20 protein-coding genes are annotated in these 26,094 nt (G+C 46.9%); 5 read left to right on the top strand and 15 right to left on the bottom strand.

Annotated features, from left to right (window positions below; translation table 11 throughout):
• Positions 1 to 48: 48 nt before the first annotated feature.
• Positions 49 to 1,329, top strand: a complete 1,281-nt coding sequence (locus NYE50_RS03955) for a cytochrome P450 (protein ID WP_060963356.1) — start codon at positions 49 to 51, stop codon at positions 1,327 to 1,329.
• Positions 1,307 to 2,578 (top strand): NCS2 family permease, encoded by a 1,272-nt coding sequence (locus NYE50_RS03950; protein ID WP_060963357.1) that lies wholly within the window; start codon positions 1,307 to 1,309, stop codon positions 2,576 to 2,578. Before NYE50_RS03955 ends, NYE50_RS03950 begins: the two co-directional genes overlap by 23 nt.
• Before the next feature lie 176 nt (positions 2,579 to 2,754).
• Here NYE50_RS03950 and NYE50_RS03945 read toward each other — a convergent pair whose 3' ends face one another.
• Positions 2,755 to 4,644, bottom strand: a complete 1,890-nt coding sequence (locus tag NYE50_RS03945) for an ABC-F family ATP-binding cassette domain-containing protein (protein WP_053285236.1) — start codon at positions 4,642 to 4,644, stop codon at positions 2,755 to 2,757.
• 158 nt (positions 4,645 to 4,802) lie between these two features.
• Here NYE50_RS03945 and NYE50_RS03940 point away from each other — a divergent pair, with 158 nt between their 5' ends.
• Positions 4,803 to 5,870: a glycosyltransferase gene (locus tag NYE50_RS03940; RefSeq protein ID WP_172870109.1), complete on the top strand. Its 1,068-nt coding sequence runs from the start codon at positions 4,803 to 4,805 to the stop codon at positions 5,868 to 5,870.
• A 45-nt stretch (positions 5,871 to 5,915) separates the two neighbouring features.
• Here NYE50_RS03940 and NYE50_RS03935 read toward each other — a convergent pair whose 3' ends face one another.
• From NYE50_RS03935 to NYE50_RS03925, 3 genes are all read right to left on the bottom strand, one after another.
• A complete protein-coding gene (locus NYE50_RS03935) occupies positions 5,916 to 6,815 on the bottom strand; it encodes an SDR family oxidoreductase (protein ID WP_007408956.1) in 900 nt (299 codons plus the stop codon).
• A gap of 129 nt (positions 6,816 to 6,944) precedes the next feature.
• A complete protein-coding gene (locus NYE50_RS21930) occupies positions 6,945 to 7,349 on the bottom strand; it encodes a methyl-accepting chemotaxis protein (RefSeq protein WP_370530951.1) in 405 nt (134 codons plus the stop codon).
• A gap of 465 nt (positions 7,350 to 7,814) precedes the next feature.
• Positions 7,815 to 9,272: an aldehyde dehydrogenase family protein gene (locus NYE50_RS03925; RefSeq protein ID WP_071181626.1), complete on the bottom strand. Its 1,458-nt coding sequence runs from the start codon at positions 9,270 to 9,272 to the stop codon at positions 7,815 to 7,817.
• A 244-nt stretch (positions 9,273 to 9,516) separates the two neighbouring features.
• Between NYE50_RS03925 and NYE50_RS03920 the strand changes: the two genes are divergently transcribed.
• Both NYE50_RS03920 and NYE50_RS03915 read left to right on the top strand, forming a co-directional pair.
• Positions 9,517 to 10,902 (top strand): amino acid permease, encoded by a 1,386-nt coding sequence (locus NYE50_RS03920; RefSeq protein ID WP_109566774.1) that lies wholly within the window; start codon positions 9,517 to 9,519, stop codon positions 10,900 to 10,902.
• Between the two features lie 117 nt (positions 10,903 to 11,019).
• The gene (locus NYE50_RS03915; protein WP_172870108.1) at positions 11,020 to 12,249 is read left to right on the top strand and encodes an MFS transporter; all 1,230 of its coding nucleotides are present in this window, start codon (positions 11,020 to 11,022) and stop codon (positions 12,247 to 12,249) included.
• Between the two features lie 28 nt (positions 12,250 to 12,277).
• Here the strand turns inward: NYE50_RS03915 and NYE50_RS03910 are convergent, their stop codons facing one another.
• The 11 genes from NYE50_RS03910 to NYE50_RS03860 all read right to left on the bottom strand — a co-directional run bounded on the left by NYE50_RS03910 (position 12,278) and on the right by NYE50_RS03860 (position 26,016).
• The gene (locus NYE50_RS03910; protein ID WP_095273244.1) at positions 12,278 to 13,216 is read right to left on the bottom strand and encodes a putative nucleotide-diphospho-sugar transferase; all 939 of its coding nucleotides are present in this window, start codon (positions 13,214 to 13,216) and stop codon (positions 12,278 to 12,280) included.
• Between the two features lie 15 nt (positions 13,217 to 13,231).
• Complete coding sequence (locus tag NYE50_RS03905; RefSeq protein ID WP_014417152.1) at positions 13,232 to 14,392, bottom strand: glycosyltransferase family 2 protein; 1,161 nt, start codon at positions 14,390 to 14,392, stop codon at positions 13,232 to 13,234.
• 28 nt (positions 14,393 to 14,420) lie between these two features.
• The gene (locus NYE50_RS03900) at positions 14,421 to 15,332 is read right to left on the bottom strand and encodes a putative nucleotide-diphospho-sugar transferase (protein WP_015239358.1); all 912 of its coding nucleotides are present in this window, start codon (positions 15,330 to 15,332) and stop codon (positions 14,421 to 14,423) included.
• A gap of 24 nt (positions 15,333 to 15,356) precedes the next feature.
• On the bottom strand, positions 15,357 to 16,325 hold the full coding sequence (locus NYE50_RS03895; protein WP_172870106.1) for a GDP-mannose 4,6-dehydratase: 969 nt from the start codon (positions 16,323 to 16,325) through the stop codon (positions 15,357 to 15,359).
• 6 nt (positions 16,326 to 16,331) lie between these two features.
• Positions 16,332 to 17,096, bottom strand: a complete 765-nt coding sequence (gene rfbF, locus NYE50_RS03890) for a glucose-1-phosphate cytidylyltransferase (RefSeq protein WP_014417150.1) — start codon at positions 17,094 to 17,096, stop codon at positions 16,332 to 16,334.
• A 215-nt stretch (positions 17,097 to 17,311) separates the two neighbouring features.
• Positions 17,312 to 19,240, bottom strand: a complete 1,929-nt coding sequence (locus NYE50_RS03885) for an LTA synthase family protein (RefSeq protein ID WP_014417149.1) — start codon at positions 19,238 to 19,240, stop codon at positions 17,312 to 17,314.
• A 757-nt stretch (positions 19,241 to 19,997) separates the two neighbouring features.
• Positions 19,998 to 20,738 (bottom strand): ABC transporter permease, encoded by a 741-nt coding sequence (locus tag NYE50_RS03880; RefSeq protein ID WP_032867543.1) that lies wholly within the window; start codon positions 20,736 to 20,738, stop codon positions 19,998 to 20,000.
• Positions 20,739 to 20,752: 14 nt separating this feature from the next.
• Positions 20,753 to 21,643 carry an ABC transporter ATP-binding protein gene (locus tag NYE50_RS03875; protein ID WP_061581492.1) on the bottom strand — a complete coding sequence of 297 codons (891 nt, stop codon included), beginning with the start codon at positions 21,641 to 21,643 and terminating at the stop codon, positions 20,753 to 20,755.
• A complete protein-coding gene (locus NYE50_RS03870; protein ID WP_072177520.1) occupies positions 21,644 to 21,955 on the bottom strand; it encodes a winged helix-turn-helix domain-containing protein in 312 nt (103 codons plus the stop codon).
• Complete coding sequence (locus NYE50_RS03865) at positions 21,948 to 22,541, bottom strand: hypothetical protein (RefSeq protein ID WP_014417145.1); 594 nt, start codon at positions 22,539 to 22,541, stop codon at positions 21,948 to 21,950. Before NYE50_RS03865 ends, NYE50_RS03870 begins: the two co-directional genes overlap by 8 nt.
• Positions 22,542 to 22,833: 292 nt before the next feature.
• A complete protein-coding gene (locus NYE50_RS03860; protein WP_224988022.1) occupies positions 22,834 to 26,016 on the bottom strand; it encodes a bifunctional cytochrome P450/NADPH--P450 reductase in 3,183 nt (1,060 codons plus the stop codon).
• Between the last annotated feature and the right edge of the window lie 78 nt (positions 26,017 to 26,094).

Genomic DNA, 26,094 nt, shown 5'->3' with positions numbered 1-26,094 from the left:
AACTAATTATAAATAGTTAATATTCAAATATGTTCGGAGGTATTCACATTGACCAGTATAAGCGGCTGTCCACTGACCGAAGGTATCATCGGCAAGATGACAGCAAATCGTTTTTCCTTTTATGAAGAAGCTCTGCAGCACAATGACCCATTGTGGTCAGACGACTTGAATGCCTGGCTGATCTTTCGCTATGATTTCATTTCTCATTTTTTAAAAGACAAGCGATTTACAGCCAACAGAAAAAAAGAGTTTTTCGAAAAACTGAACATCGCAGAAGAAGAAAAACAATTTTTAACGTCTTTCTATTCGAAATGGCTTATGTATATGGATGCACCTGAACATACGCAATTGCGAAGAAAAGTGCAACTTCCTATTAACAAAATAAATGCCCGAATAACCGAAATCTCACAAAGCGCTGCAAACTCTGTTTTCAGCCGCATTCCCCTTAAAGAGGGACAAGCGGTTATAGACGCGGTAAGTGAAATCGCCGACCCGTTTATAAACAACGTTATGGCAGACTTGCTTGGATTAAGCGTTAAAGATTATTCAACTATTTTAGCTGAAGCAACAAGCGCAGTAGACTTCCTTTGGAACCCTCACCCAGATCACTCACACATCCAAAACGCCATAGCATCCATTAAGAAAACCTACAGACTGATTAATGAAATAATAGACGATGAACGTTTTGAAGAGGACAGACTGTTCGACTGCGTTTTAAAAAGCATCGGCACACATCAGGAATCCCTCGCGCTGATCATTAATATTGTTATTGACGGGCATGAACCGTTTTTAAGCGCTATTAAAACGTTTATGTATTTCTTCATCAAATACTCATCTGAAAACCCGTCATTTCTTGACAGTCTGCCGATTGAAACATTTGCCGAAGAGACACTGAGGCTGGAAATACCTTTTCCATACTGCGCCCGTAATGCGAATGAAGACATTCAAATCGGCAGCAAAACTATAAAAAAAGGCAACCGGGTAATCTTTTTTATTTCTGCGGGAAATGTAGACCCCCAACAATACATAAATCCTTCTTGTATTCATCAGCACAGTCACAAATCGGCACCGCTTACTTTTGGAGCAGGGAGTCATTACTGTGCGGGTGCGGTAATTACAAAGAAATCTTTGGCTATATTTGCAAAATCATTTCAAAAGGCTTTTCAGGGACAGAATCTTTCTCAATCAAAAGCCAGCTGGATGGATACGTTCGGTTTCAGAACGCTGAATCATCTGACTATCATCAGTACAAAAGCAGCGGAGATCCCATCATATCAGGAGGAGAGCAACATTGTTAACAAATTGGATGAATCGAACCTTCAAGCTTAAAGCGCATGAGACGACTGTTCAGCGGGAATTTCTTTCGGGGCTAACTGCCTTTTTCACAGTTGCGTATATAGTTATCGTCAATGCCTCAATTTTAAAGGATGCCGGCATGAGCCAAGAAGCATCCGCAATCGCAACCTCTATCACTTGTTTTTTAGGCTGTCTGATGATAGCCTTCTGGGCAAATTCCCCTTTAGTGATTATTCCCGGAATGGGTGAAAATATATTTTTTTCATATACCATTGTCCGTGCTCTCGGCTTTTCATGGCAAGAAGGCTTGGCTATTGTATTCATTTCAGGCGTTTTATACACCATTATTGCATTTTCTCCTTTAGCGGCATCTTTAACAAAATCCATTCCTCTTTCAATGAAAAGTGCGATTACTGTCGGCATAGGCTTGTTTATTACTTTTATCGGCCTGCAAAAAGGCGGTATCGTGACGGCAAATAAGCAAAATCTTATTGAATTGGGGGATTTGACAAGTCCCAAAACTTTGCTTACGCTGGTTTCTTTGCTTATCACAGCGGTTTTATTTATCAGGAATGTAAAGGGCGGACTTCTTATCAGCATTGCAGCAGGTGCGCTTCTGGCAATTCCGTTCGGTTTTACCGAATGGGACGGTTCGAGTGATTGGTCAGCAGGACTGCGGCAGTACCAGCATTTATTCGGAGCATTTTCGTTTGATCGCTTCCTTACACTTCCCTTTTGGACGGCTGTGTTTTCGTTAACCATGATTTTGCTGTTTCAAAATCTGGGAACGATCCAAACTTTTGAAAAAAACGAGAGAAAATTCACTCACGCTTACCGAGCGACAGGAGTTTCAAATATCTTTGCGGGAACGTTTGGCACAAGCTCTACAGTGGCTGCATTGGAAAGTTCTGTCGGTATTGCTTCCGGCGCGAGAACGGGTCTGTCCTCGGCTGTAGTCGGTTTATTATTTTTATGCTCGGTATTTTTTATGCCTGTTATTAAAGCCATACCTGACAGCGCTATCGCTCCTATCTTAATTTTAATCGGAAGCTTGATGCTTCAAAGTATACGTGACATTCACTTCAATGATGTGACAGAATATTTTCCGGCATTTTTAACGATTGTCTTAATTCCTTTAACCTATAATATTGCCGACGGCATGGCATTTGGGTTTATTTCTTATCCTCTGATTAAAATCCTGTGTGGAAAAGGGAAAGAGCTAAATGTCACCGTTTGCTTCGTTGCGTGTTTATTTTTGCTAAACTATTTATTATTTTTATAACGAAACAAAAAACCAGTGAAGCATACACGCTCCGCTGGTTTTTTGTCTCGATTAGCTGAACCCCTGTCACTGATGGAAACTGCTTAGTGCTCTAACAATGCGGTCAAGCGGTTCAAGGCAACGTTTTTACGATAATAAGGCTTGTGTAAAAAAGCGCGGCGTGCATCCGCATTCTATTAATTCTCAAGTTCTTCAATCATCAGTGACAATTCGGTCCAGCGCTCCATCGCCGCTTCAAGCTCTTCAGCCGTTTTTGCCTGTTCGGCCATCAGTTCTTGAATCTTTCCGAAATCACTTCCCGCTTCAGCGATTTCCGCTTCCAGACGCTGATGCTTTTCTTCAAGGCCGGCGATTTTGTCTTCGATGCCGTCCCATTCGATCTGATCCTTATATGAAAGCTTTTTGCGCTTTTTCTTCGGCTCTTCCTCCGCCTTTTTCTCTTCGGCCGGCTGTTTTACCGCCGTCTTCTTCGCTTTTGCGTGTTCCATGTATTCACTGTACGAACCTTGGAAACGGGAAATGACGCCTTGTCCTTCAAATACGATCAGGCGGTCAAGGACGCGGTCAAGGAAATAGCGGTCATGGGATACGGTGATGACGACGCCCGGGAACTGTTCGATATAATCTTCGAGCACGCTTAATGTTTCCGTGTCCAGATCATTGGTCGGCTCATCTAAAAACAGCACATTCGGTTCCTGCATCAGTACATTCAACAAGTACAGACGGCGCTTTTCCCCGCCCGACAGCTTTCTGATATATGTCTGCTGCATCGGACGCGGGAACAGAAAACGCTCAAGCATTTGTTCCGCGGTGATGACATCGCCTTCCGCCGTTTTGACGATTTCAGCCGTCTCTTTTATATATTCAATGACTTTCATATCACCGTTCATTTCGCTGTGATCCTGGGTGTAGTAGCCGATCCGGACCGTCTGCCCGATGGTGATATTGCCGCTGTCAGGCTGAATTCTGCCGGCGAGGCTGTTTAAAAGTGTCGTTTTCCCGATTCCGTTCGGCCCGATGATGCCGATTCGTTCCCCCGGGATGACAAGCTCATTAAACTGGCTGATCAGCGCTTGGCCGTTATAGGTAATGGAGACGTTATCGGCTTCGATCACCTGTTTTCCGAGACGGTGGGAGCCGATCGCGAAATCGAGTGATCCGGAGACTGCCGGCCCTTTTTGCTCTTTGAGCGCCTCCGCTCTGTCCACTCTCGCTTTTTGTTTCGTCGAGCGCGCTTTCGCCCCTCTTCTGAGCCACGCCAATTCGCGGCGCAGGAGGTTTTGACGTTTTGTTTCTTTCTGCTCCGCCAGCGCTTCCCGTTCGGCCCGTTTTTCCAGGAATACTTCATAGTTTCCTTTATACGTATAAAGGCTGCCTCTCTCAAGCTCGTAAATTCTGTTCGTCACCCTGTTCAGAAAATATCTGTCGTGCGTGACAAGCATAACGGCGCCCGGATATTGCGATAAGTAGCCTTCCAGCCATTCAATCGTTTCATTGTCCAAGTGGTTTGTCGGTTCATCCAAAATGAGCAGGTCAGCCGGCTGGATGACGTTCTTCGCAATCGCGACGCGCTTTCTCTGGCCGCCGGACAGCTCGCTGACATCCTTCATCAGATCGGTGACGCCAAGTTTGGTTAAAACCGTTTTGGCTAACGTATTCGCCTCCCACGCATCATTCGCGTCCATTCGGGCCTGCGCATCAAGCAGCTGTTTCTGGCGCTGGTCATTTTCCGGTTCTTCATTCAGCGCCTGAAGCGCTTTTTCGTATTCTCTCATCGTTCTCATGACGGCTGATCCGCCGGAATAAATATGCTCAAGTACGGTTTGTCCGGCCGGAAGCTCAGGGTCCTGATGCAAAAACTCAATATGCACGTTTCCTGAGGCCGTAATCTCGCCTTCCTCCGTTGATTCAAGGCCGGCAATGGTTTTCAGAAGCGTAGACTTCCCCGTTCCGTTCGGGCCGATTAAACCGATTCTTTCATTCTCTTCAATATGAAAGGAGATATGGTCGAATAATGTCTTATCTCCGTATGTTTTATAAAGGTTTTCCGCTTTTATGATGCTCATGGTCCCTATCAATCCTCACGTAAGTTCATGTGTTCATTTTAAATCAGGCGCTGGAATAAAACTAGTAAAAGGACAGACAAATTTCTTGGAAGAGATCATTTTGTCCGAAGAATGTTTCCGCCTCTCCTTTTATACACTGGAGGGGAAGAGGTGATGACATGATCAGCGTCAGTTTGTGCGTTATCGTGAAAAATGAAGAGGAAGTGCTTGCGGGCTGTCTTGATTCCGTCAAAGACATTGCGGATGAAATTGTGATTGCTGATACGGGCTCGACCGACCGGACGAAAGAAATCGCGGCCCGTTATACGGATAAGATTTATAATTTTGAATGGATCGATCACTTTGCGGCCGCCCGTAATTTTGTGTTTTCGAAAGCGGAAATGGATTATATTCTGTGGCTGGACGCCGACGATATACTGACGGAAAAGGACCGTGAAAAGCTGATTGAACTGAAGGCGTCGCTTTCAAAAGAGGTGGACGCGGTATCCATGTATTATCACGTCGGCTTTGATGCTCGGGGAGAGGTCAGCTTCAGATACCGCCGCAACCGTCTCGTTAAGCGTGAAAAAGGATTCCGCTGGATCGGAGCCGTGCATGAGTATCTGGAAGTATACGGAAACATCATAGAAACCGATATTGCCGTCACACACCGGAAATCCGAGAAAAAGCACTCGCCTCCCTCAGACCGCAACTTGAAGATTTATGAGAAAATGGCGGAAACCAGTGAAACGATGACACCGCGCGATTTGTTTTACTTCGCGAATGAATTAAAGGATCACGGCCAGTATCAGCGCGCCATCACGTATTATCACCATTTTCTTTCCACAAAACAGTGCTGGATCGAAGACGAGATCAGAACGTGCCAATATCTATCCGATTGCTACAGGGCGGTCGGCCATGAAGAGGCCGCCATGACGTCTCTCTTAAAATCATTTCTGATCGATTGTCCGCGTCCGGAGTTCTGCTGCAGGCTCGGCGACTATTTTGCGGAGAAACGGCAATACCGGCAGGGCGTGTTTTGGTATGAGCTCGCCCTATCCGCCAAAAGCAGTGATGCAGGCTTTACCCAGCTCGAATATTCCACCTGGTATCCCCATCTTCAGCTCTGCGTCTGCCACTGGCAGCTCGGCGACAGAGAAAAAGCGAAGATTCATAACGACAAAGCCGCCTCCTATCATCCGTCACATCCGAGTGTCCTGTATAATCAAAACGTGCTCGGCACATAACATCAAAAAAAGAGCTGCCCCGTATGAAGGGCAGCTCCTTATTGATCACGCTGTCGGAATTCCTCCGCTTACACTGTAAATTTGGGATGTCACATAGCTCGATTCTTCTGAGGCCAAAAAGACATAAATCCCTGCTAGCTCCGCCGGCTGTCCGGCACGCTTTAATGGAACGGCCGGTGTTTCCTTGCCGAATTTCGGAATGTTTTCACCGGGCTGTCCTCCCGAAATCTGCAGAGGCGTCCAGATCGGCCCCGGCGCTACCGAGTTGACTCTGATTCCTTTATTCGCCAGCTGCTTTCCTAAGCCGACGGTAAAACCGATAATGGCATGTTTCGTCGCGGCATAATCCAACAGCATCGGGCTTGGATTATACCCTTCTACGGACGTTGTCGTGATAATAGACGCGCCTTCCGGCAGATACGGAAGCGCGGCTTTGACGAGCCAATACAGCGAGAATACGTTGACTTCAAATGTTTGATAGATTTGTTCTGTGGCAAGATCGCTGATATCATCCACTGCCTGCTGTTTGCCGGCGACAAGAGCGAGCGTGTCAAGACCGCCAAGCTCTTGATACGCTTTTTCCGCCAATTCTCCGCAAAACGCTTCATCGCTTAAATCTCCCGGCAGCAGAACGGCTTTTCTTCCCTCTTTTTCAATTAACGCTTTCACTTCTTCAGCATCCGGCTGTTCCTCAGGCAGATAGTTAATCGCCACATCCGCCCCTTCCCGGGCATAAGCAATCGCGGCGGCCCGGCCGATACCTGAATCGCCGCCGGTGACGAGGGCTTTTCTTCCCTTCAGCTTGCCGGCTCCTTTATAGCTTGTTTCACCGCAATCCGGCACAGGCTTCATCTCTTTTTGCAAACCGGGCGGTTCTTGATATTGTTTTGGAAATTCATCATGATCATATTTCGTCAGCGGGTTGTGCAGATTTGCATCAGACATACAAGACTCTCCTTTATCATTGGTGATGTATTCGTATGTGTACCCCTTTAGCATGACGGATCAAACGTGTAAGTGCAGTTTCCGATTGATAAAGGAAAAACAAAAAAGGAGCCCGTAAGCTCCCTTTTTTTATGACTCTCCTAGTACGTTTTCAGCCATTTTCGCTAAATGCTGGGCGCTTCCCGAAATTTCCTGCATCGTGGCAGAAATTTGTTCAACCGCCGCCGCTTGGCCGTCCGTGTTCTGGTTGATGGATTCAATTGAGTCCTCCAGCCCTTTCAGCAGGCTGTGGATTTTTTTCGTAATTTGGTCAATTTGGCCGACATTGTCTTTTGAATGAGTGGCAAGCTTGCGGATCTCATCCGCCACCACGGAAAAGCCCTTGCCGGATTCTCCTGCTCTCGCGGCTTCAATGGCCGCATTCAAACCGAGCAGATTGCTTTGATCCGAGATGCCCTTGACAGTGACGGAAATGTCGGCGATTTCTCCCGCGCTTTCACTGACTTGTTTCGCCTGAGCGGAAATCCCGTTCATCTGTGCTGAGAAACCGCTGATGGATTCTGAGATATCCGCGATGGCCGAAGCGGTCTGCTCCACGACGGCGGACAGGCTTTCAGCGACATCATGAAGCTTGGCTGATTTTTCAAGGCTCGTGCCGAGACCGACGCCGCCGATGACTTTTCCGTTTTCATCGTGAAGCGGAATCGCTCTGGCGATCAGCGGAAATCCGAACAGCTCTTTCGGCACCATGCTTGTCTTCTTCTGATTCATGCGGATCGCGTCTGTAATGATGTCCCCTTTTTGCAGCGGGTCTCCCGGCTTTACGTTAAGAGAAAACGTTTTAGCCGGAATATTCACGATTAATTTTTCTGTATCATAAATTCCGATGGTGATGTCATCTTGGATCAGGCTGTTTAAAAAAGGCGCAACTTTGACAAAAGCGTCAAGCAGGCTGTGCGTTTGCTGCTCCGTCTGTATACTCATTTCTTTCACTCCTTCTTAATATGGGAATTGCCGTTTTTCATGCTGAACCGAAATCCATTTCAGCGTGGTGAATTCTTCAAGGCTCCATTCGCCGTTCAGCCTGCCGAGACCTGATTGCTTCTCGCCGCCGAACGCGACGTTCGGTTCATCATTAATGGTCGTATCGTTGACGTGAATCATGCCTGTTTCGATCCGCTTAGCAAACTCAACGCCGCGCTCAACGTTTGCCGTATGCACGGCTCCGCTTAAACCGAACGGTGTCGCGTTTGCGATGCTTACCGCTTCATCCTCCGTTTCAAACGGCATGATGCAGACGGCCGGTCCGAACAGCTCCTCCTTCGCGATGCTCATCTCAGGTTTCACATCTTTTAAAATGACGGGCTCAGCGACCGTTCCGCTGAATCGGCCGGACAGCACCGGAACCGCTCCCTCTTCTATCGCTTTTTCGACAGACCGTCTCAGACCTTCCGCCTGTCTCTCATTGATTAAAGGACCGATAACCGTATCAGGGTCCATCGGATCGCCGACTTTCAGCGATGACACTTTCGCTTCGTAAAGCTCTGTAAATTTGTCATATACAGATGTGTGAACGAGCACGCGGTTCGCAGACATACAGATCTGGCCTTGATGCGTAAACCGGCTGAATACGGCCGCATTGACGGCGTATTCAAGATCAGCATCCTCAAGCACGATCAGCGCGCTGTTTCCGCCAAGCTCCAACAGCGGTTTTTTAAAGTGTTTGACCGCAAGCTGTCCGATATAGCTGCCCACTCCGGTTGAACCTGTAAATGAGATAATCCGCGGGATGGGATGCTCAACAAAGCTGTCGCCGATCTCCCCGATATCCGTCACGATAACATTCAGCAGCCCGTCCGGTACGCCGGCCGCTTCAAAAATTTTCGCGATAAGCGTTCCGCCGCAGATCGGTGTTTCTTCATGAGGCTTCAGCACGACGCCGTTCCCCGCGCCGAGTGCCGGCGCAACAGATTTCATCGAAAGGAAAAACGGGAAATTAAACGGGCTGATCACCCCCACGACTCCGGCGGGTATTCTGTACAGCCTGTTTTCTTTTCCGTCAATCGTGGACGGGAGAATTTTCCCTTCCATCCGCACCGGAAATGTTGCGGCTTCTTTTATCATATTTTTGACAAGTCCGATTTCAAACTCAGCCTTCAGCCGTGTTCCGCCAAGCTCCTCCATGATTAAGTAAATAATCGCTTCTTCGTGCTCTTCGATGAAAGAAACGGCTTTTTCCAAAATGGCCCGCTTTTTAAAAGGGTTTACTTTGTCCCATTCTTGTTTCGCAAGAGCCGCGGCGCGATATGCCGCATCCACGTCATCAGACGTCGCTTTTTGGAATGAGGTGATGACTTTTTGAGTATAAGGATTTCTGTTTTCCAATACGTTCCGGCTGCTCCCATCCCTCCATCGGCCGCCGATAAACTGCTTATTTAGTTCTTCATATTGAAACATGTAAACATCTCCCTTTCACCGAAACTTGAAATTAGTTGATGAGTCATCTTTTGTATCGGTCTTAAGGTGAGAAAATTGAACTATTTCACAATAAAATTCCCGTTCCTTCCGTGCATCGACGCTTTTTAGCTTTGTCCTTTTAAAGTGGAAAATTCTTTAATTGACTGCGAGAAATTTCGACAATATAATACAAACGTCAGTGTATATAATGATGAGAATATTATGAATTTTCAGGAGGACCCATATGTCTTTACTATTTCGGAAAAAGCCGCTGGCCGACTTAAAGGCCCAGAGCAAACAGACCAGCCTGTCCCGCTCGTTAAGCGCTTTTGACTTGGTTTTGCTCGGAATCGGCTGTGTTGTCGGCACGGGGATTTTTGTGATTACCGGGACTGTGGCCGCGACAGGCGCAGGACCGGCTTTGATTCTGTCGTTTGTGCTCGCGGGCCTTGCCTGCGCGCTCGCCGCGTTTTGTTATGCGGAATTTTCTTCTTCCATTCCGATTTCAGGCAGCGTATATACGTATTCATATGTCACTCTCGGGGAGTGTCTCGCGTTTTTAATCGGATGGGACTTAATGCTTGAATATGTCATCGCGCTCGCCGCCGTCGCAACCGGCTGGTCATCCTATTTCCAGTCGCTTCTTGCAGGCTTCGGGCTGCATCTTCCGGAGGCGCTGACCGCCGCACCCGGCAGCAAAACGGGTGCCGTGTTCAACCTGCCGGCCGTTATCATTATTTTGGTCATTACCGCGATTGTTTCAAGGGGCGTGAAAGAAAGCACCCGCTTTAACAATGTCATTGTATTGATGAAAATTGCGATCATTCTGCTGTTTATCATTGTCGGTTTCGGCTACGTGAAACCGGAAAACTGGTCGCCGTTTATGCCGTTCGGAATGAAAGGCGTCATCACGAGCGCCGCGACCGTTTTCTTCGCGTATCTCGGATTTGATGCCGTGTCAAACGCGTCGGAAGAAGTGAAAAACCCGCAGAAATCAATGCCGGTCGGAATCATCGGCGCGCTCGCCATCTGCACCATCCTTTACATTACCGTATCGCTCGTCCTGACGGGAATGCTTTCGTACACCAAGCTGAATGTCGGAGATCCGGTATCTTTCGCGCTTCAATTTGTCGGCCAGAACAAGATAGCAGGCATTATTTCCGTCGGTGCGATTATCGGGATTACAACGGTCATGCTCGCTCTGCTTTACGCTCAGGTGCGCCTTACATTTGCGATGAGCAGAGACGGCCTTTTGCCACGCATGTTTTCCAAGGTTCACCCGCGTTTTAAAACACCGTTTCAAAACACATGGGTGACGGGGATCATTGCCGCCGGGATCGCGGGTTTTATTGATCTGGGAACCTTGGCGCATCTCGTCAACATGGGAACCTTGGCGGCCTTTACGGTCATTGCGATCGCCGTCATCGTTTTAAGAAAGAAACATCCGGAGATCAAATCTTCCTTCCGTGTTCCTTTCGTGCCTGTTGTGCCGATCATCAGCGCATGCTTATGCCTGTATCTCGCAAGCAGCCTGCCGGGCGTGACATGGCTCGCCTTTGTCATCTGGATCGCTGCCGGGATCGTCGTTTATATGATGTATTCGAGAAAACACAGTTTGTTAAATAAATAAAAAGGGAGGCTCTTTTTTCTTTTTGAGAAAGAAGAGCCTTTTTTGCACTTGATAATTCATTCACCTTATGAATAATATGGTGTATGCTTCGTTTACATAAAAAGGAGGAGAATCACTTTGGCAATTGCCGCCCCGCTTAAAGAAAAACCTGTCCATCGTCCCGAGACAACCATGTATTCTATTTTGTTCATTATCGGGATTTGTCATCTGCTGAACGATTCACTGCAAGCGGTGATTCCGGCGATGTTTCCGATTTTGGAACGTTCCATGAATCTTACATTTACGCAGCTCGGAATTATCGCCTTTACGCTGAATATGGTGTCTTCCGTGATGCAGCCCGTCATCGGCTGGTATACGGATAAACGCCCGATGCCGTATGCTTTGCCGCTCGGACTCACCGCAAGCATGCTCGGCATTTTAGGTCTCGCGTTCGCCCCGTCTTTTCTGACGATTTTATGCTGTGTCTTTTTTATCGGCCTTGGCTCCGCCGTCTTTCATCCTGAAGGATCGCGTGTCGCCTACATGGCCGCCGGCGAAAAGCGCGGCTTGGCGCAATCGATTTACCAAGTCGGAGGGAATACCGGCCAGGCGATGGCGCCCTTGATTACCGCGCTGATTCTCGTTCCGCTCGGTCAATTCGGCTCTGTCTGGTTTACGCTTGTCGCCGCAATCGCTGTGCTGTTTCTCATCTATATCGCCAAATGGTATAAAGGCCGCCTTATTCATTTGCGCGCCGTAAGTAAAAAATCACCGGCCGCCGCTGTGCAGACCGTGATTACAAAACCGATTATTCTCGCCCTTATCATGATTATCTTCTTAATTTTCGCGCGCTCCTGGTATGTGAGCGCGATCGGCAACTTTTATACGTTCTATGCGATGAATGCCTATCATGTCAGCATTCAGCAGGCACAGAGCTACATCTTCGTCTTTTTATTTTTCGGAGCTGTCGGAACGTTTCTCGGCGGGCCGCTTGCAGACCGTTTCGGAAAGCGGAACGTCATCATCGTTTCGATGATAGCGTCGGCTCCATTGACGATTTCCCTTCCGTTTGCGGGGCCTGTCATCGCCTATGGCGTACTGGCGCTGATCGATGTTGTTCTGATGTCCAGCTTCTCCGTGACGGTTGTCTACGCGCAGGAGCTTGTTCCAGGCAAAATCGGAACGATGTCAGGGCTTACGGTCGGGCTCGCCTTCGGAATGGGCGCGATCGGAGCCGTTGCGCTCGGAGCTCTTATTGATTCAGCGGGATTGACGCCGACCATGACAGCCGTCGCCTTTCTGCCCGTTTTAGGTCTGCTCGCCTTTGTCCTGCCGAGCGACAAAACATTAAAAGAATGGCATTCATAAAAACATCCCTGCCGAAAAGGCAGGGATTTTATGTTTCAACCGTATAAAAATGAGTGTCAGGAACCGCATATTTCGGAATAAACCCTTCTCTGAAATCGGGAAATGCTTTTTGAATTTCATCAATCCATTTTTTCACGTTTTTGATGTACGGCACGTAAATCATATTGACTGTCGCCTCGTCATCAATGTGATAGTACCAGCACAGATTGAATTCGTTCTCCGTGACGAGCGTAAAGCCTGAAAAATGATAAAAAATCAGCGGGGTGTCATTGACATACACAGCCCCGTCACGCAGGCTGACGTCATATTGCTCAATATTCCAAAGCGCCGCATTCGCGCCGATCGACTCCGTGACATGAACGTGTTCAAACTGCGCGGGCCACTTTTCAACATACCTTTGGTCACCGTATGTCTTTTTTTCTTCATTCATCTCCACCGTACAATAGGAGATGCAATCCTGTCTCCACTGCCAGACCGCCCGATACGCTTCCCCGGTATTCCGCGCGCCGACAAACCCGGTGTTGTACTGCCCTGTCAGCTTGTAATAAGACGCAAACCGTTCTGAATTGCGGTGATCCGTCAGAAAAAGGGAAGCATCCGGCTTTTCCGCAAACAGCTCGCCCGCATCTGAGAAGAAAAAGAGATCGGTGTCCAAGTGGGCAAAATATTCGGCTTCATCATACTCTGTCATCACATGGAACAGAAATGCCGGCTTCAGCGTCCAGCAATATTCATGAAACGTCCGGCCGCCCTTTGCTTCAAGCAGCTCCGGGTCCTCCATTTCATGGAGCTGAACCGCCGTGACATGTTCCCACGGCACCTGCTGAAGCAATTCATACGCCTTCTGGTCGACACACAGCACATACAGATGAAAATCCCGGCAATGCTCATGGAGAGAATGAATCATCGGCATCAGTTTAAAGATATGCGTTCTGGAAACAATGGTTGAAAAATGATATTTACTCACCATATCACATCCAATTTATTTAAGATCCACATGCAGTAAATCAGCAGCCAGCGCTTTGAACGCCCTTGCAAAGTGCGTGACGCCCAGCTTTTTTTCCGCTTTTGCCAAAAGCTTTCCGACCTCCGGCAGATTGAAGCTGTTCGCCGTGATCCGCGGGCTTTTCGTCTTCCAGTCCGGGTCGAGGTTGCGGTCTTTAACCGCGTGCAGCAGTTCGAGAAAAATGTGCAGCAGGCTTTCATATTTCTCATAATCAAGCAGCACTTCGATGTCTGCCATCATGCTGTTGGTTAACTCCGCGTCAAACGGGCCGTTAAACGCGAGGTGCACGTCAAGCGAATGAATGTCATTGTACTTGTCGCACATGTACGCGATGTTCGCCCTGATGTCATCAACGGAAGCGCAGTTGCTCGGATGCTCCTGATGGACGCTCATGATATCGCGCCGCAGCTGAAATCTCATTCCCGACTGATGAAGCCTGATGCCGAGATCATAATCTTCAAAGCCGTATCTGACAATGCCTTCATCAAACAGGCCGAGATCTGCCACGTGCTGTCTCTTGACTGACGAATTGTTCGTAATGAAAAAACGCCACGGCAGACGGTAGCCGTTCAAATCATCTCCGTATTTTTCCAAAATGCTTTTCAGCACACGGATAAAGTCGGTATCTAAATCAAAGCATTGGTCAAGAAAACTTCCGTCTCTGATGTCACCTTCTTCAAGGAGCGGCTCTTTATCGCCCGGCAGCTCTTCATACAGTTCGGCGAGTTTTTCCTTATGCTCTTTTTCAAAACGGTCATAATAAAAGCTGTAAATCCGCTTCCAGAACATACCGCATACGACAAGATCGTCCCGGTTCTCATGAGCCTTGATATGCTTCGCCACCAAATCCTTTTCGGCAAGCATGTCGCTGTCATGGAAGATCAAAATATCGCCTCTGGCATTGCGGACCGCCTGATTCCGGCCGTAAGCGATCCCTCTGTTTTCTTTAATTCTCACAAAAATCAGCGGGAAATTCGCGCTGAATGATTCAAGCATGGATAAGGTTCCGTCTTCCGAACCGTTGTCAGCCACAATCACTTCGAACGGCTCTGTGCATTCCTGTTCATTCAGGGACAGCAGGCTGTTATAAAGCCTCTCCTTGGAATTATATGCGGGAACAATGACGCTTGCCTTCACTTTTCGTTCACTTCCTGTATATGATCATTTATTTGTTATCATCCTCAGATGCAAAGCCGCTGAACTCCGGGCAGACGGCGCTGACCGTCCCGATCACCCGCTTCAGAATGTCCTGATAAAGCTGATGGACAAACGGCAGGTCGGTCCGGTCCGTCTCATGAATCTGCCGAATGTCGCCGGCTGTAACGATCCGGTATCCGCTGAAATGATAGAAAATCAGCGGACTTCCGTCTTCGAGCACAAGACGCCCGTCCTTCCATGAAAACGTGTGGCGGCCGTAATTCCAATGGCCGATATTCACGCCGGGCGTGGTGATGTCACACACATTCGGGAACAGGCCGGACATGTAATCCAAGTAGCCTTGATCTCCGAATTTTCCTTCGCCCGGCGCATTTTTGCATTCTTCCAGGCAGCGTTCTTTCCACCATCTGAGACAATCTGTGCCGGCACTGTCGGTTTTGAAGCTGAGAAAACCGGAATTATACCGGCCTAAAAGACGCTGCAGCATGTCGATTTCCTGTTTTTCAAATGAGGGAATGACGATATCGCCCCGTGACAGAAGCACCGAACAATCCGGCTGATTGTCAAAAATCGCGCGCGGATCAGCGAAGAAAAACAAATCGGCATCAATGTACGTGACACGCTCTAATTCCGGATGTCCGTCCAGCACGAATTCGAGAAATACCGGCTTCACCGTCCAGCAGTATTCGCTCTGATCCCTCGTCCGCTTCAGTTCAAGGAGCTCCTCATTTTCCAGTGCGGACACCTGAATCAAGGTGACATTATCCTGCCGCATTGCCTGAAGCACGTCATAGGTGTCTTGGTCCATACACAAAGTAAAAATGGGGGCGTCCGCCTGAACCGCTTTCAATGAGCCGAACAAAGCGATAGCCTGATACAGCCTTCCTTTTGATAAAACTGTGCAATATGCGCTTGTCACGTCTTTCTCTCACCTCTGTTTCTGTTACTTTTGAAAAAAGGCTTTATACCATTCGATCGTTTTTTCCAATCCTTCATCAATGGTATGCGCGGGTGACCAATTCAGAAGCTTCCTCGCCTTTTCCGCCGATAAATATTGGTGCTTGATTTCATGGCTTCCCTGGTTGAGCACTTTCGGCTTGAGGTCACTGTCCATGGCCTTAAGAATTTTTTCTACAAGCTCCAGCACCGTCAGCTGAATCTCATTGCTGAAGTTGAACGCTTCTCCCGCAAGATTGAGCTCCTCCATCTTTTCCGCCAGCAAAAGGTATGCCTCGACCGCATCCTCGATGTAAAAATAATCACGGATAAATGTGCCGTCGCTGCGGATTTCCGGCGCTTCACCGTTCAGCACGAGCTGAATCGTCTGCGGAATAATCCGGTTGAAGTTCAAATCTCCGCCGCCGTACAAGTTGCCGCAGCGCGTAATACAGACCGGAAGTCCGTACGTATTAAAATATGTGTGGCTTAACAAATCGGCACAGCTTTTTGATACGTCATACGGATGTTTGCCCTGAAGAGGCATGTTTTCATCGTACGGCAGTGTCGGCTGGTCGCCGTACGCTTTATCACTGGACGCGACGATCACCCGCTTGATGAGCGGATGCCTGCGGCACGCTTCAAGGATGTTCCATGTGCCGAGAATATTGGCTTCAAATGTGGAAATCGGATTGCGGTTTGCGACGCCGACGATCGCCTGAGCGGCTAAATGAAAGACCGTGTCAATTTCATATTCGCCCAGCGCCCGCTCAATCACATCCAGATCCTCAAGCGCGCCCTGCACGATATTCATTTGCTTCACTTGTTCTCCCTGATACAGGTTCGACTTGGGCACAGTGTCACGGACAAGTCCCGTCACATTGGCCCCCTGATCGATCAGTTCCTTCACCAGGCAGCTTCCTAAAAGACCTGTACATCCCGTCACAAACACATTTTTATTTTTCCAGAAACTCAAACTTGATCACCATACCTTCCATACATGTTGTCCCCGGTCCCACATCTTGTTGATTTCCAGCAGGTTTTTATACGTATCGATCGCCGTCCAGAAACCGTAATGCCGGTATACCGCCAATTCGCCGTCCTTCGCCAGCTCCTTCAGCGGTTCTTCTTCAAACATGACGTCCCTGTCTTTCGGCAGATAATCAAATACCTTCGGGCTGAGCACGAAAAATCCGCCGTTGATGATGCCTTCACTTGAGGTTTTTTCAGAAAAGCTTTTCGCCATACCGTCTTCAACCGTCAGCGTTCCGAATTGCGAGGTCTTTTCTATACCGGTGACGGTTGCCGCAGCCCCTTTTGATTGATGATAGCTGATCAGATGAAACAGGTTGATGTTGGCCAGTCCGTCCCCGTACGTCATAAGAAAGGTTTCATCACCGATGATGTCCTTCGCCTGTAAAAGCCGCCCCGCTGTCTGCGTGTGTTCCCCCGTGTCTAAAAAAGTGATTTTCCACGGCTCGGATTTTCCCAATATCCGCACTTCTCCGGTAGAGCTGTCCAGCGTCATGCTGTGATTCTTCCAGTCATAATCTAAGAAATATTCCTTAATCATCTCTCCTTTGAAACCAAGAAGCAGGATAAATTCGTTCACGCCATAGTATTGATAGAGTTTCATAATATGCCATAGAATCGGTTTGCCGCCTATCATGGCGAGCGGTTTGGGACGTTCATTGGTGATTTCGCTCATTCTCGTTCCTTTTCCGCCGCAGAGAATGACTGCTTTCATCTCTACCCCTCTTCTCTGTGAATATTGGATTCGAAACCGCCCGTATAAGAGAAACCAACCCGATAATTTGTCCGATTCTCTATCACCGGTTTCAAAATCTACTGTAAGATATGAGAGATTGGCGCCCTTTGTGACCAAAAGCTCTCTCTTTTTTCAGATTGGTGAAGATACACACAAAAAAAGAGCCTTACGGAAATTCCGTAAGGCTCTTTCTATTATTTATTATCCTGATTCAGCTTTTCTTTGCCGTAATGATATTTAGACGGATCAACCGGCGTAAAGTCGCTCAATTTGTGGAATCTGAGCAGGTCTTTGTACATCACGCTGTCAGACAGCTTCAGCTGCTCTGTGACTCTGGCTTTCAGGTTTTTCGTTTCCTGATTGCCTTTCAGTTCTTTTCCTGTCTTCGTATCGTATACGACATTGGAGATGGAAGTATATTTCGGCGTGACGTAATCTCCGTTACGGAACGCCACCGTATCATCATGGTCTTTCGAGAAGAGATCGGTGCCGAAATTAATATATTTCCTAGAATCGATGCCTTCCAAGTGAAGGATCGTCGGCACAACGTCCATTTCACCGCCGTACGTATGGTTCACCCCGCCTTTTTTGCCGGGGATGCGAATCATAAGCGGCACACGCTGATTCTGCGCGTTTTGATAAGGCGTAATTTCTTTGCCGAGAATTTCTTTCATCGCGCGGTTATGGTTTTCAGAGATTCCGTAGTGGTCTCCGTAAAGCATAATCACCGAGTTGTCATATAAACCAGATGACTTCAGATCTTTAAAGAACTGTTCAAGCGCCTCGTCGAGATAACGCGCCGTCTGGAAATAGTCATCCACAGTCGCGTCGCCCGTTTTCGCTTTTTCGATCGTTGCGTCTTTTTCATCAAGCGTAAACGGATAATGGTTCGTCAGCGTGAGCAAATGCGCATAGAACGGCTGTTTCAGCGATTGAAGCTTCGGAATGGATTCTTTGAAGAATGGTTTATCCTTCAGTCCCAAATTGACAAGGTTGTCATCAGACATATCGTATGTGCTGGCGTCAAAGAATTTATCGTAGCCGATATGTTTGTATATCTGGTCACGGTTCCAGAATGATTTGTAGTCACCGTGTAAAACGGCGCTTGTATAGCCCTCACTTTGGTTAAGGATGGCAGGAAGCGATTGATACGTGTTTTCCCCTTTTGTCACGAAGGCTGACCCTTCAGGCAGTCCGAACAGGCTGTTATCCATCATCAGCTCGGCGTCAGATGTTTTACCTTGGCCTGTTTGGTGGAAAAAGTTATCAAAGTACGTCATGTCCTCTCCGCCGCGGGCGAGTTTATTCAGGAACGGCGTGACTTCTTTTCCGTCAAGTTTGTAGTTGATCAAAAACGTTTGGAAACTTTCCAAGTGAATCTTAATAATGTTTTTGCCTTTGGCCTTGCCGAAATACTCGGCGTTCGGCTTCGCATAATGCGAGGATGTGTAGTTTTCAACGCTCGTCAGGTCATCGCTGCTGGCATATGCCCGCTGTGATTCCGTCTGCGCCGTCTGCACGCCGTCATAAATCGTGTAATTATAAAGACCTAAGTATTTTACAATGTAATTGCGGTCAAACGTTCTTGTCAGCAGCTCCGGGCGGTCCTCTTCGGCAATCGCCAGGTTCACGAAGAACAAAACAATACCCGTCACGATAATTAATGACGTATACCGTTTTTTCAGCTTGAATTCCTTCAGCTCACGTCTCCACACCAGAAGCGCGATTAAAATAATAATATCAACAAAGTATAAAATATCATGGCCGGACATAATGCTGAAGATGCCGTCTCCCATATTTCCGACATTACCGGATTGCTTTAAGTTCGGGAATGTCAAGAAATCATCGAAGAATCGATAGAATAGGATATTTGCATACAAAATAAACGTCATGATGAAATCAATAATCACCATGATAATCGCTGATTTGCGGCCTTTCGCAAACAATGCCAGTCCTAAAAAGAAAATGGCGCTTGAGAACGGATTGATCACAAGCAGAAACTGCTGCGTCGGACCCTTCACCCCAAGGTTGAATTCAGCATGATAGGCTAAATACGTTTTGGCCCAAAACAAAATAATAGCCAGTACAAAAAAACTAAGTCTGTAAGAAAATAATTTCTTCATGGCAACCTCTACTTTCCTAAACACTTTAAATCTGTATTCTTACTTTTTGCTTCAATTCCTGCTTTCCGAGCAAAACGAAAGCATCACACAGCCCCATAAACACACCATTTAAAAAAACGATATATTTATCATTCGTGTCATGCCCATTGAACATCTTATCCCGCCAGCCATTAGACGCAGGATATCCGTTCTTCGTTTCACATTTTTTTCTGGCATTAAAAGGTACCGTATCAGACCCGGTCTGAAAATAGGAGATACCAAATATAAGAATAACACAAACTTCTAAAAACGAAAAATGAATATCAAAGACAGCCGCCCAACAGGCGGGCTGAAGTTATTGTATGCAAAGGGGTTGAAAAACTTGAAGGTTTTTTTGGCTGATGTAAAAAAAGGACTGGAGTCATCCAGTCCTTTACCTGTCCCTAAAGATATACAAAAATGCTTTCTTCACGTATACCTTTTGTTTTTTATAATCCAACCATGCAGCAGAGCTGGCATTTGTGACTGCTTAAACTGTTTTCCAACACCGGTCCTTAACGCGTCTTGCAAATTTCTGTTTCTCATTAGCGAAAAAAATTGTGAACTGGTTTCATCAAACCCGCCAATAAAGGAATTAGCTCCGTTTTTTTCTGTTCAATAACGAGTTTTTTTCATACTTTTTAAATAGAGCCTCGACATACAGTTTTAGTTTTTCACTTATCATTTCCCGCTCTCCTTTTAGTCCCAGCTGCGTTTTAATGACCCATTCTTCAGCGGTCTAATTTCTTGCCATTTTAATGTAATGCCGGTATCCAATTAAGGAAACTATAAATCCCAGTATTGTATAGCTCAGTACAACAAGTGTTACCCATATTAGACTTTCTCCTCCCGATATCGTCGAAACCGATTGAATTAACCCTTGATGCGCCCAGTACTGAGGAAAGAGCATTCCAATAGTTTGAAGATAGCTTGGTAATTGATCATAAGGGGTCCATAAACCACATACAACAGCGGTACCTAATGCAATCACATTTGTCATGACCAAACCGGTATTTTCAGTCTTTGCAAAGACTGAAATGGCAACTCCCCAGGATGTAACCAGTAAAGATATCAACACAACAACCCACAGATACGCCGGAAAATTATTAATTTCAATATCATACAGAAATATTCCTAAAACAGAAAGGAGAAGAATTTGCATAAAAGTTATGACTAAAAAAGGGATACTTTTTCCTAAGAAGAAGTTATAAGGCTTTAAAGGGGTACTTGCCAGTCTTGATACAATTCCTTTTTCCCGATCCTTTACAAAACTTATAACGATGGAGATAATAATGAATGTAGAAAAGAATACGCTCATACCGGTTACAGATTGTGAAGCTACTAAAGTTTTGTTTGTACTGTCTGTCGTAAATAGCTCAATCAGCAATATGATGGACACAATAGGTAATATAATCGTCCAAAAAAACAGAGACTTATCCTTTAACTGTTTTAGCGTTTCAATTTGAGCGAGCGGTAACATGATAAATTCCCCCTTTATTCTTCATCACGCAAATCAGTGCCGGTAAGTTTAAAGAATACATCTTCTAATTTTGGCTTATATAAAAACAACTGATGAGGCACAATATTGTTTTCCTTACTGATCCTAATTAAGCGCTCCATGGTTTCTAAAGGTTCTTGGGTTTTTATTATCAGCCCTGAATTAACGACTGAAAACTCAAAACCATGGCTCTTTATTAATTCATGAGACAATGAGGAGTTAAACATAATAGATGATTCTTCATGTCGTTTAAGCAGTTCATTTATTTCTCCTTCATCGATAATCTGCCCTCTGTCGATAAAAGCTACATAGTCACAAAGAGTTTCAATCTCTTCCATGTAATGACTCACATAAATAATGGTTTTACCGGCTTTTTTGAGTCGATTTACGATGTTAAAAATGTAGCGGCGTGATTGCGGATCCACGCCTACCGTCGGCTCATCTAGAATAATTAAGTCTGGATCGTGCATTAATGCACATCCGATATTTAAACGGCGCTTCATTCCTCCGGAAAAGTTCTCCACAACGTCGTTTGCCCTTTCTGACAACCCGATATCTTCTAACAGTTTTTTTGTTGTTTGCTTTAGTTTCAAGCCATTCAGCCCATGCACCTTTCCGAAAAACTCCATATTGGTCTTTGCAGTTAATTTTTCTTCAAGGCTGATATCCTGTGGAACATAACCCAGTCTGCCATTTTCATTGCCGACAAATTCAACCTTACCGTCATATTCCCGGATGATGCGCGAGATGATCTTAATTAAGGTAGATTTACCGGATCCGTTCGGTCCAACAAGTCCATAGCAGACTCCTTTCGGAATTGTTAAAGCCACATTGTCCAAAGCCAGAGTCGTGCCATAGCGCTTACTTATATGTTCAACTTGCAGCATTTACACCATTCCCCCACTGTTATTTATTTTAAATATGGATTCAATTGTATTAATGTACTCCTTGTAGGCTGCTTTCCCTTCTTTCGTAATCTGAACAATAGTCTTCGGCTTTTTGGATACGAACTTCTTGGTTAGTTCTATATAAGCTGCCTCCTCTAACTTTTTCAGATGCGAACCTAAATTACCATCTGTGATGTCTAATGACTTTTTCAGGAAAGTAAAATCACATTTATCATAAGTCATCAGTAAACTCATAATTCCCAACCTTACTTTGGCATGTATTAAATCATTGATATTATTAACATTACTCATTTCCTTGCCCTTTTCTTTTCAAAATCATTCCTGTAAGTAATAGGCTGCCTCCGCCAATAAATGCAAAAACAATATTCATTGCATCAGGAAATAAGCAGAATGTAAGCATACCGAGTATGCTCAGCCAAAATCCCATAACAAAAATCTCTTTTGTTAACACGATGCCTAAGAATATGTACATAATAGACACCATTAAAACGATCAAAAACGATAGAAATTCTCCTGTTCGCGGCAATAACCCCATTAAAATCAGAAAAACAAAAATGCATATCACTAATATGAATCCAATCCATGCATATTTTAATTGATTCTTTAAGAAAGTGGGCATGGGATCAAATTGTTTCTGCTTAAGATATGTCTTCAAAGTCAGTATCCACCCTACTATTGCCAGTATAAACCAGACACAAGCGAGGACTACAGAAGGTACCTTACATAAAGAAACGGAATACGCAATAATCCATATACAGCCCCAAATAATGAAATATGGACTGGTTTGCCTTGAGTACTCAGTCTTGTAGTTCGTCAAGACCTTGATATGAGATAAGTTTTCGGCTATCTCTGATTCACGAAAATTCTGATTTGACATAAAACAGGCTCCTCTTTTCGCAAAGTACTTTGTGGAACAGAGTATATTCCAATTCCATATATTTGTAAAGAGGTTTTATCCAAAATAGGCGCAACTATTTTGTCCTGGAAACAGCAGATGGGACTCTTGGCGCTGATATCCTTCCACCACTGTGAGACATCCTTATCTTGTTATAAGATCTCACAACAAAGCCTTCAGATTGCTGACAAACCGAATGTATATCGATTGGAAAGCAATTCATTTTATTGAAGGAAAAAGGACTGGAGTCATCCAGTCCTTCTCATCAAATCGCTCAAATCCCCGCCCAAACATCTTTTGCGTAAATGCCTTTTGTCTGGAGGTTCAAAAGCCATTCTTGCGCTTGCCGTTCGTCTGTTTCGTGGACCGACTGATACGCTTTTTGCAGCGTTGCCTCTACATCGGGCGCCATTTTGCTGCCGTCGCCGCATACGTAGAGGTGCCCTCCCCGGCCGAGGATGGAAATTAAAGCGCCGGCGTCTTTCGCCATTAAGTGCTGCACATACGTTTTCGGTACGCCTTCTTTGCGGGAGAAAGCCGTATGAAGCGTCACGATTCCGTCTTTTTCATAAGCTTCAAGCTCGTCACGGTAAATAAAATCATGATCGTTTCTGCATCCGAAATACAGATGAGCCTCCCCCAGCTCTTTTCCTTCTTTTTTTAACGCCGCCCGGGCCTGCAGAAATCCGCGGAACGGGGCGACTCCTGTGCCGGGACCGACCATAATAATCGGTTTTTCCGGATCTTCCGGCAGCCGGAATCGTGTTTCCGGAGTGCGGACAAACATCACGATACCATCCTCAGGGCCGCGATCCGCTAAATAATTCGAAGCGACTCCGCGATACTCACCAAAACCGCTCCGGGCGGGGCCGCGAACGACGCCGACGGTAATTGAGGCCTGCCCGGGATGTTTCCGAGGCGAACTTGAAATCGAATAATACCGCGGCTTCAGCGGGCGCAAAAGCTCCAGAAATCGCTCAAACGGAAGTTCACACGCTTCATATTTTTCAAGGAGATCGAGCATCGAGACGCGCAATGTTAAGATTTGCTCCTGATAGACGCCCTCCTCAAGAAAATCTTCCAATTCCCGTTTGTGCGGCGGGCAGACCGTATAAGCGGCCATTTCCCGGATTTGAGCCCTTGATGCCGCTTCCTGCAATTCAACACAGCTGCTCAGAAGATCATGCAGCCTGACCGGCCGATCGAGCGGGAGATGAGCCGCGCTCTGTCCGCTGGCCGTCAGCAGCACTTGATCATTCCCATTCAGATTGAACCGGCGGAGAACACGGCTGACCTGCTCCTTGCTGTTTACCGGCAGCACGCCGAGATGATCCCCTTCATGATAGGCAGCCTCTTTCGGCAGAGTGATTTCGATATGCCTTGTGCTCCGGCCGCTTTCCGGCGCCTGAAGTTCCCTGTTTTCCGCAACGGATGCGTAAACCGCTTCATACGTCTGTGCCAAAGGAGACCCGCCAAGCCCGCTGACAAATTGAAGGCCCAGCGCACTCCGCTCTTTTTCGGCATTTTCATTCAGCTTGAGACCGAATGCCTTCATGGCGTCCGTCCACATGCTTTTTTTCCACTCATCAAGCTTTCCTTCAAAATCGCCGCTGACGTCCCCTTCGCCTCGGGAGGAAAAGCGTTCCGCCCCTTTTTCGGCAAGCTTCTCATCAATAAGCCTCGGCACGGCCTGATATGTCGCCGCCCAGTTATGATCACCGCAGCCGAAGACGGCATATCGGACGCCTTCCAGTTCCCCGGGTTTGACTTCTTCAAGCCATTGAACGAATTGTCCCGCGTTGCTCGGAGGCTTTCCGTTATAAGAGGACGTAATGATCAAGAGAGCTCCTTCTTTCGGCAGTTTTCCGATCCGGTCATTTAAAGGCGCCGTTTCAGTCCGGACGCCGTGCATCCCGGCAGTATCAGCAAGCTCCCGCGCCACGCCTTCTGCGGTTCCCGTATCTGAGCCGTACAGAATCAGAAGCGGTCGGTTATCAAGCCCGATAATGGATGCGCCTTTTGTATCCCGTTTTTCTTTTTTGACGTCTTCCGCTGTTTTTTCAGCCGCCGGGAGGGCTGCCGCAACGGCTCCTTTGTTTCTCGGCCGCACCCGGATATGAAAGTCGCCGGGCTTGATCGTTAGTGTCTGTTTAATATCGAGCTCATAATCGGTGTGATCGATAAAGGTAAAATGCTGCAGAATCATCCCCAGAACAAGAGTTGCTTCATGCAGGGCGAACTGCATACCGATACACGCCCTCTGACCGTTTCCGAACGGCTTATACGCATGTTGAGGCACTTGATCAGGATGTTCAAACCGCTCCGGATAAAATTCCTCCGCATTGTCTCCCCACGCGTCTTTATCACGGTGAAGCTGGGGAATTAAGACGGAAATTCTGTCTTTCGGCGTGATCGGATATTTCCCGCCGATCACCGTATCCTCTTTCGCATAAAGGCTGAACGCAGGCGCGGTCGGCCATAAGCGCAATGACTCCTGCAAAATCATTCGGATATAAGTAAGATCCAGCACTTGTTTATATGAAGGAACGGGATCGGTCAAAACCCGATCGGCTTCTTCATAGGCTTTTTCCAAAACACGGGGATGTTTCAGCAGAAAGTAGATGGCAAAGGAAAGCAGGCCGCTGGTCGTTTCGTGGCCGGCAATTAAAAACGTGATAATTTGAAACCGGATATTTTCATCATCAAGTTTTTCGCCCGTTTCCGGGTCTTCCACATTCAGCATTCTGGCCAGCAGATCCTTTTCATCCCGGCCGCCTGACCGGCGCTCTGCGATAATACTGTCTACTAACGAAAACATCGCCTGAATGTCATGATGAAATTGGCGCTTCGTCCTGATCATGAGCTTATCCTGAACATCAAGGCGCTGCATTTGGTGCATCACTTCATCAAGGGCGCGCACCATGCTGTTGATAAACGGATGAGGCGTTTCCCTGTAATAGCTGTTAAACCGATAGTTAAAGCCGCAAAGCCCGATCGTATCAAGCGTCAGGCGGGTCATATCAGCAGGCACATCAACGGCCTCATCCGGGTTCAGCCTAGCCCATTTTTGAATCAGCTGCACCGCGATATCAGTCATCATCGAATGATAATCTTTCATCGCGCGCTGGCTGAAGGTCGGCATCAGAATATTATGCGCCTTTCGCCAGTTAGGCTCATGCGTCCAGCTTGTAAACAGCCCGTCACCGGAAAACGCCCGGACTTTCTCTAAAGCCCCTTCAATGCTTTTATCGAACCGCTCTTCATCACAAACCTCTTTCACCAGTTCATGGCCGGACACGACGATAATGGCGCCCGCCGGCGTATGCAGCTGAAAAATAGGCCCCTGCTCGTTTGCCAGTTTGATAAGCGACATTGTAGGCTTGTCTTTATCAAGCAAAGGAAGATTGCCGAGCGGGCCGAATGTCTTCGGCTGCGGAATCGGACCTGTTTCCTTCATGAATAACACCCTTTCTAACACGTTGATGCGTTCCTTCCAACTACATTGCCCTTTTCACCGGCCGATTATCCGCCGTCA

Origin of the sequence: Bacillus sp. EU55 (assembly GCF_038005925.1) — a bacterium.
In the GTDB taxonomy this organism is placed as follows: domain Bacteria; phylum Bacillota; class Bacilli; order Bacillales; family Bacillaceae; genus Bacillus; species Bacillus velezensis.
The sequence above is the reverse complement of the archived record's forward strand: the minus strand, read 5'-3'. Positions and strand labels throughout refer to the sequence as shown.